This is a genomic window from Rhodopila sp. (genome assembly GCF_035548235.1).
Classification (GTDB): domain Bacteria; phylum Pseudomonadota; class Alphaproteobacteria; order Acetobacterales; family Acetobacteraceae; genus Rhodopila.
The window spans coordinates 35915-43737 of sequence record NZ_DASZTJ010000218.1 but is presented as its reverse complement, the minus strand read 5'-3'; the positions used below and the strand labels follow the sequence as shown (position 1 = coordinate 43737).

At 64.6% G+C, this 7823-nt stretch carries 7 protein-coding genes; 5 read left to right on the top strand and 2 right to left on the bottom strand.

The annotated features are described in order from the left end of the window. Positions 1-313: 313 nt before the first annotated feature. The 3 genes from VHB27_RS18320 to VHB27_RS18310 all read left to right on the top strand — a co-directional run bounded on the left by VHB27_RS18320 (position 314) and on the right by VHB27_RS18310 (position 3491). Positions 314-1603 (top strand): RsmB/NOP family class I SAM-dependent RNA methyltransferase, encoded by a 1290-nt coding sequence (locus VHB27_RS18320; RefSeq protein WP_325603171.1) that lies wholly within the window; start codon positions 314-316, stop codon positions 1601-1603. Next, complete coding sequence (locus tag VHB27_RS18315) at positions 1600-2169, top strand: GNAT family N-acetyltransferase (protein ID WP_325603170.1); 570 nt, start codon at positions 1600-1602, stop codon at positions 2167-2169. Before VHB27_RS18320 ends, VHB27_RS18315 begins: the two co-directional genes overlap by 4 nt. Positions 2170-2486: 317 nt before the next feature. Next, positions 2487-3491 (top strand): hypothetical protein, encoded by a 1005-nt coding sequence (locus VHB27_RS18310; RefSeq protein ID WP_325603169.1) that lies wholly within the window; start codon positions 2487-2489, stop codon positions 3489-3491. Positions 3492-3736: 245 nt separating this feature from the next. Here the strand turns inward: VHB27_RS18310 and VHB27_RS18305 are convergent, their stop codons facing one another. Together VHB27_RS18305 and VHB27_RS18300 are read right to left on the bottom strand one after the other, a co-directional pair. Further along, positions 3737-5062 carry an MFS transporter gene (locus tag VHB27_RS18305; protein WP_325603167.1) on the bottom strand — a complete coding sequence of 442 codons (1326 nt, stop codon included), beginning with the start codon at positions 5060-5062 and terminating at the stop codon, positions 3737-3739. A 319-nt stretch (positions 5063-5381) separates the two neighbouring features. Then, complete coding sequence (locus VHB27_RS18300) at positions 5382-5666, bottom strand: hypothetical protein (RefSeq protein ID WP_325603165.1); 285 nt, start codon at positions 5664-5666, stop codon at positions 5382-5384. Positions 5667-5800: 134 nt separating this feature from the next. Between VHB27_RS18300 and VHB27_RS18295 the strand changes: the two genes are divergently transcribed. Further along, positions 5801-7021, top strand: a complete 1221-nt coding sequence (locus tag VHB27_RS18295) for a CaiB/BaiF CoA transferase family protein (protein ID WP_325603163.1) — start codon at positions 5801-5803, stop codon at positions 7019-7021. Beyond that, the gene (locus VHB27_RS18290; RefSeq protein WP_325603161.1) at positions 7021-7797 is read left to right on the top strand and encodes an enoyl-CoA hydratase-related protein; all 777 of its coding nucleotides are present in this window, start codon (positions 7021-7023) and stop codon (positions 7795-7797) included. Before VHB27_RS18295 ends, VHB27_RS18290 begins: the two co-directional genes overlap by 1 nt. Positions 7798-7823 lie beyond the last annotated feature (26 nt).

The following is a 7823-nucleotide window of genomic DNA, read 5'->3' as shown; positions in this document are numbered from 1 at the left end:
GCGTGCAGCGCATGCAGCGTCAGCAGGCCGGGGTCGCCAGGACCGGCGCCGACCAGCCAGACCGAGCCGGGGTCGAAGCTTGGGGCGATGAGGGTAGGGGGCAACATGGCGAGACGGCGATGTCCTAAAGAACTTGGACGTCTAGGAGGATATTTTTCTATTTCATGCAAGATATGGCTTAAAAATAAGATAAACTAACTCTTTCGGACGAAAATCGGGGAGAGGCATGCTGTCTTGACCCCTGGGGGAGAAACATCCAACTCGATGCTCGAGAAGCTGACGCCGGCCGCGCGGTCTGCGCTATATCCCCCAGATGACTCCCGCCGCCCGTATCGCCGCCGCCATCGACCTGCTCGACGCCATCCAGGGTGCGCCGAACCGTCCCGCCGACGCCGTCGCCAGCGATTTCTTCCGGTCTCGTCGCTATATCGGCTCCGGCGACCGCCGAGCGGTGTCTGAACGGGTGTGGGCGGTGCTCCGGGCTCGGCGGCGGATCGGATGGTGGCTGGACGATGCGCCGGAAACGCCGCGGCTGCTGGTCGGTGCCTCGCTCTTGCTGGAGGGTTGGACTCGCGACGGCGTCGCCCAGGCGTTCTCGGGCGGCCGGTTCGCTCCGCCGGCGCTCGACCGTGCCGAAGCCACTGCCCTAGGGCGGATCGAGGGCCATACGCTCGACCATCCGAACATGCCGGACGCGGTTCGGCTGGAAGTTCCCGACTGGCTGCTGCCGTCGCTGCGCGCCCGGTTCGGCGACGCGCTGTCGGCCGAGATGGCGGCGATGGGCCAGCCCGCCACGCTCGACCTTCGCGCCAACCTGTTGAAGACGACGCGGGACAAGGCCCAGGCTGCCCTGGCCGCCGAGGGGTGGGAGGCGCGGCCGACCCCGCTCTCGCCGTGGGGGCTGCGCATCCAGGGGCGGCGGCCCGTGACAGACGGGCCGGCGTTCCAGTCTGGCCTGGTGGAGATCCAGGACGAGGGCAGTCAACTCATCGCGGCGATGGTCGGGGCGGCGCCCGGCATGCGCGTCGCGGACTGGTGCGCCGGGGCAGGGGGCAAGACGCTGGCGCTGGCGGCGGTGATGCAGAACAAGGGGCAGATCGTGGCCTGCGACGTCTCCGCCCCGCGGCTGGAGGGCGCGGTCCGCCGCCTGCGCCGGGCCGGGGTGCACAATGTCGAGCGGCATCTGACCGAAACCGGCGACAAATGGCTGAAGCGTCGCGCCGGCAGCTTCGACCGCGTGCTGGTGGACGCCCCCTGCACCGGCACCGGCACCTGGCGCCGCAATCCCGACGCCCGGCTGCAGCTTACGCCGAAGGATCTTGCGGAGTTGCTGGAAAAGCAGGGAAAGATACTCGACATCGCGCAAACACTGGTTCGCAAGGGCGGCCGTTTGGTTTACGCTACCTGTTCAGTGCTGGAAGAGGAAAACGAGGACCAAGTGAGGGGCTTCCTGCTACGTCATCCTGATTTCGCGGTGGTGCCGCTCGCGCACGCCTGGCCATTTGAGACGCCTGTCCCCGTGTCGGGTGAATTCCTGGCCCTGACACCGGCGCGGCATGGCACGGACGGGTTCTTCGCCGCGGTGCTGGAGCGGGCGGCATGATCTCGTTGCGCAAGGCCAGGGTCGCGGATGCCATCGCCATCGGGGCCGTGCATGTCGCGGCGTGGCGGAACACCTATCCGGGGATCCTGCCGGACTCCTATCTGGCGAACCTCTCCGTTTCCCGTCAGGCGGCGCATTACGACGCAGCGATCCGCGGCGGCACCGGGGTCGTGGTGGCGACGGCATCGGGCACCGACGTGCCGCTGGGCAGCGGGCCGCGGATCGTCGGCTTCGCCACCGCAGGGCGGGCGCGTCATGCCGAAGTCGGCGGACGACGGCTGGCCGAGGGCGAGGTCGAGACGCTTTACGTCCTGGATGACTGGCGCGATCGCGGCGTCGGCCGGCGGCTGATGCGCGCGGCAGCGGGGCATCTGGTGGAGATCGGGTGCAAGTCGGCGTTCCTGTGGGTCCTGCGGGACAACCCCAGCCGGTGGTTCTATCAGCGGCTGGGGGGCAAGCCGGTGGCGGAAACGTTCACGCAGATCGCCGGGCAGAAGATTTCCCAGACGGCGTTCGTGTGGGACCCGATCGAGCAATTGCTGGCGGCCTCGCCGCAAGCGTCGTAGGCCGCGCCGGCATTCCTCTCAACATGGCGTAGTGGGCCGAAGTCTTCCGTCGAGGCGTGCATTGTCGGCGGAGGGATCAGGCATGAATGGCGGCCCTGTGGCCGCCATGACGGAAGAGGCATAGGGCCTGCAATCGTCTATCGGGCGCTTCATGGGCTTTCCTGCTATCGACCCGCTGATCCCACGTCGTGACCGGCGCAAAGCCGATCACGGCGTGGGATCTCTTGCCGGCTTCCGTTTGGGCGTATGCGTCCCTGGTTGCCAGCTTCCACCATTCGCTATATCCGTTTCAATATAGGGGAATAGGCGAGGTCGGAATGAAACAGTTTCACAACACATCGTGGTTGGCAGATTTTTACCAAGGCGAAGAATTCCTTGGCGGTGTGCTCTCCTATTTCGGCATCCCCTTTGCCCCGGTCTATGTCGGCGGCGATATCGGGTTGCCCGGACTCTACAATATCCCGGATGTCACGCCGGTCACCACGTTGTCCGTCACCTATAAGGCTGCCGGGATCCCGGTCAGCGACACCTATAGCGGCACGACCCTGTGGAATCTTCTGCAGACGGCCGGCGGCGTTGAAACGACGAGCGCTAAGAACGACATCCTGAACAAATACGTTATCGCTACCGGGTCCGACGGGTACACGGCGGTTTATGCCATGGGTGAGATGGACCCCGCGTTCGGCAACCAGCCCATCACCATCGCGTCCTCCGATACGGCCGGGCAACTGGGACCCCATGGGGCGGATGGGCTGAGCCGCGTGGTGGTACCCGGCGATATCGCCGGCGGCCGTTACGTATCCGACCTGGTGAGCTTGACGGTCGACTCCCTGCCGGAGCCGGGTTCGACCGGAAGCGGTGGGTATGCCGCTTCGGCCACGCTGGCCGGCGCGGTGGCCGATCCGATGGTCATTACACCTGAGACCTTATCGGCGCTGAATCAATCGCAGAAGGTGACGGCGACCTATATCTCGGGTTCCGGGTCCACGACGGATACCTATACCGGCGTATCGCTTTGGAATCTGATCCAGGATGCAGGCCTGTTGGCCGATCCGTCCGTCAAGAACGACCTGCTGCATTTCGGCGTGGTCGCAACGGGCAGCGACGGTTACCGAGCATTGTTTTCCTTGGGAGAGATCGATCCTCAGTTCGGCAACCAGCAGGACCTGGTGGCCTATGCCGACCAGAAGGGCCAGCTTGGTCCGGGCGGCAGCGATGGCGCCTTGCGGATCGTGGTGCCGGGCGACGGGGCCGGCGGGCGTTACGTTTCCAACCTGACGAACCTGCAGGTCGTGGACCTCGTGCACGGCCACGTGGCCTGATCGCTTCTTCGCCGCAAATCGCCGCTCGAGGCTTCGACCTTGGTGCCAGATCGCGACCGGATGATCCGGCCGTGGTCTGGCCTTTCGGCGGTCCCACGTCCGAGGTCGCCGCGTCGCCGCGGCAACCCCGGGTGGTCGAGTTCTAAGGCATGATGACTTCGCTTTCGCTCACTCATCATGCTTTCGGTATTTGTTTGATCGCGCGATTCAGACCTGCGGCGGCTGCCGCCGCAGGTCATCGCGTTCTAGGCGGGCATCTCAGCGCGGATGACCTCTAGCTCGGCGGTCATGACCTTGCCTTTCGTTTCGGGACCCAGGAACACCGCGATGATCAGACCGACGAGCGACCCCATGGTGCCGATCATCATCGGCGCGGCGAATCCCATGTTCCGCTCGATGGCGAAGTAGGATATGGCCGGTGCGACGAAGGCCCCCCAGACCGCGCCCTGGTGATAGACAAAGCCCGCCGCCGAGGCTCGGACCTCGGTGGGGAACCGCTCAGACAGCCAGGCCGGATTCAGGGCATCCTTCCCGCCGACGAAACATGCCTGCAGCAGGAAGCCGCAGGTGATCCAGACCGGATCGACGGACATAAGGTATAGCGGCACGAGGAAAAGCCCGATACTGCAGGGAATGATCAGTCCCCAGCGACGTCCAACCCGCTCCGAGACCAGGCCCCAGAAGCTGCACGCGAAAAACACCAGGATGTTGCCCCAGAATCCAGGTACTGCCACCATTTTCGGTGTCCAGGCCAGCTCTTTCTGCAGATAGGTCGCGAAGAGCGCCCAGATCGAATAGTAGACGCAGAAATTGGCCGCCATCCAGACGCAACCCGTGATGGTATTCCACAGGTATTTCCGCTTGAAGATCGCGAACAGCGGCAACGTCACTTGGTTGTTTGTGTCGTTCTGGATTTTCTTGTTTTCTGCCCATACCGCCGGCTCCTTGACGTAGAAGCGGATCCAGACGCAGGCCAGTGCCGGCAGCACGCCCAGGATCAACATGCCGCGCCAACCATAACCGTGACCCATGCGTTCGAACGGCTCGTAGAGGAACGCGTAGGCAAGGTAGGACAAGGCGAAGCCGATGCCCCACGATCCCTGTAAAACGCCGGACATGAAGCCGCGGGAACGGGCTGGCCAGGACTCCATGGCCAGCGCGGCGCCCGCGGGCCATTCCGCACCCATTCCGATGCCAAGCAATGCCCGGAAGAAGAACAGGAAGGCGAAGCTGGGCGAGAAACCGGCCAGAAGGTTGCAAACCGAGTACCATAGGATGGAGATCATCAATGGCGCCTTGCGGCCCAGGCGGTCGGCGAGCCAGCCGGATGTCGTCGCGCCGGCCAAGCGCATGATCAGCGTGATCGTGAATACCGCGGTAACTTCTGTCAGCGGTATCCCATAGTATTGGGAGATCGGAAGCATGATCAGAAGAAAAACAGTGAAGTCAAACGCATCGAGCGTCCAACCTAACCAGGCAGCAAAATAGGCGTACCATTGGTCTTTTGTTGGTTCTTTCCACCACGGAACGTTTTCCGGAATCGGGATCGTACCAGTTCCAGTACCAGACATTGCTTGAGTCTCCCTGTTTATTATTTTCCGAATGAAATTCGATCATCCGGCATCTATTTTAATAGACTGTTCAACGGGGCGACGCAATATTTATTTATACTACCGGACGTTGACTTGACCCGCTCCGCCATGGCCGGGCGTCGCGGAATCTGCGGAGATCTGTATTGATCCGGTTCAGAAATATTGCGCTCCACCAGCAATCTCTTGATCGGAGGTTACGGCGCTGGTTCAGAGCAGTTTCACGCTCGTTCGAGGCTTGGCCCCGTATCCGCCGGTGGCGGTCCCCCATGCGATATGGGTCCACGGCAGCGACCGTCGCTTACAGCATCTTTCCCTGAAGGAACCCCAGCGCCGGTACCGGCCGCCAGCCGCGCGGCAGTTCCGCGCGTTTGATCGGCTTCACCATGTACGCCGGCACCGGCTGCTTCGACGTCCGCAGGAAATGCGCATAGGCCTTCACCTGCTGTTCCCGCCATGCCTGGTCGGCGAGCGCCGCCATCCGGCTGCTGAAAACCTCGGCCACTCGCGACGTTCGGCCGATCAAGGCCACCACGGCCCATAGCGTGTCGTCGCGGTAGGCGCTCAGGTTCACCGGATCGGCCATGCCAGAAAGCTGGCTTCCCGAACACGCCTTGGCAAGATTTTTCCGCAGCAGTCCCGGTCGGACCGGCCGCCGCTCTCGACGTTCCCGTCGCGCCGGGCTTAACTGATCCGCAAAACCAAAGGGGAGACGCCGACATGAGCGGAGAGAACTGCCTCGCGGGCCTGAAAATCCTCGACCTGACGCAATTCGAGGCGGGGCCGTCCTGCACCGAGGCCCTGGCCTGGATGGGCGCCGACGTGGTCAAGGTCGAAAACCCGGGCTCCGGTGATCCCGGGCGCTCGGTCGGCGGGAAATCCGACAAGGATTCCAACTATTTCCTGCAATACAATTCCAACAAGCGGTCGATCGCCGTCAATCTCAAGGACCCGCGTGGGCTGGAGATCGTCAAGGACCTCGCCCGCCATGCGGACGTGATGATCGAGAACTTCGCCCCCGGCGCGATCGAGCGCCTGGGCCTGGGCTACGACGTCGTAAAGGCCATCAACCCGGCGATCATCTACTGCCAGGTCAAGGGGTTCGGCAGCGGCAGCCCGCATGAGAAGAACCTCGCTTTCGATATGATCGCCCAGGCCTGCGGCGGACTGATGTCGATCACCGGTGAGGAGGACGGCCCGCCCTGCAAGCCCGGCGCGACGATCGGCGACACGGGGACGGGGATGCTGATGGCGATCTCCATCCTGGGCGCCTACGTTCGGCGCCTGCGGACCGGCCAGGGCGAGCACCTGCAGGTCGCCATGCAGGACGCCATCCTGCACTATATCCGCAACGCCTTCGCCTATATGGAGCGGTCGGGCGGCAAGCCCGCCCCGCGCGCCGGGTCGAAGACCGTGGGCGGCGGCTTCCCGCCGATCGGAGTCTATCCGTGCAAGGGCGGCGGGCCGAACGATTACGTCTACATCTACACCTCCGCGGCCAATCCGGAGCACTGGACCCGGCTGCTGAAGGTCATGGGCCGCGAGGACCTGATCGGCGACACGCGGTTCGGCACACCCGCCGCCCGAGCCGAACACCGGCAGGAGGTGGACGAGATCGTCTCCGCCTGGACCCGCCAGCACGACAAGAACACTGCCATGAACCTCGTCGGCAGCGCCACGATCCCCGCCGGGGCGGTGCTCGATACACGGGAACTGGCTGACGATCCGACCTTCCAGCAACGCGGCATCCGCCAGCCGATGGCGCATCCAACCTATGGCGAATACGTCATGAGCGGCTGGCCCGTCCGCTTCGGCGGCGCCCCGCCGTCCGTCGGTCCGGCGCCGCTGCTGGGCCAGCACGGGACCGAGGTCCTGTCGGACTGGCTCGACTACGACAACGGCCGGATCTCCGGCCTGCGCGATGCCAAGGTGCTGGGCTGATGGCGCACCAGTTCTGCACCGTCCAGGACGAGGGGCGGCTGCGTATCGTCACCCTCAACCGGCCGGAGGTGCTGAATGCGCTGCATGCCGACGCGAATGACGAACTTGCCGCCGTGTGGGACGAGTTCGCCGCGCGCGACGACCTGTGGGTGGGCATCGTCACCGGGGCCGGGCCACGGGCGTTCTCGGCCGGCAACGACCTGAAAGTGCAGGCGGCGGGCAAGCGCCGGCCGAACGGTCCGAACGGGTTCGCCGGACTGTGCCACCGCTTCGGCATGACCAAGCCGCTGATTGCCGCGGTCAATGGCGTCGCCATGGGCGGCGGGTTCGAAACGGCACTGGCGTGCGACATCATCGTCGCCGCCGAGAATGCGATCTTCGCCCTGCCGGAACCGCGCGTCGGGTTGATCGCCGGCGGTGGCGGCGTGCATCGCCTGCCGCGCTCCATCCCGATCAAGAAGGCGATGGGCATGATCCTCACCGGCCGCCGTGTCTCTGCCCGCGAAGGCTTCGAACTCGGTTTCGTCACCGAGGTGGTGCCGGAAGGCCACGCGCTGGAGGCAGCGAAGCGCTGGGCCGGGATGATCCTGGAATGCTCGCCGAAAGCGGTGCGCGCGTCGAAGCAGGCGGCCTATCAGGGGATGGACCTGCCCACGCTGGAGCAGGCGATGCGCACGGTGTTCCCTGCGCAGCAGGAGAACATCGACAGCCAGGACTACATCGAAGGGCCGCGTGCCTTCGCCGAGAAGCGCAAGCCGGATTGGAAGAACCGGTAGTGCGTTGCCGCAGGGGCGACCCCGAA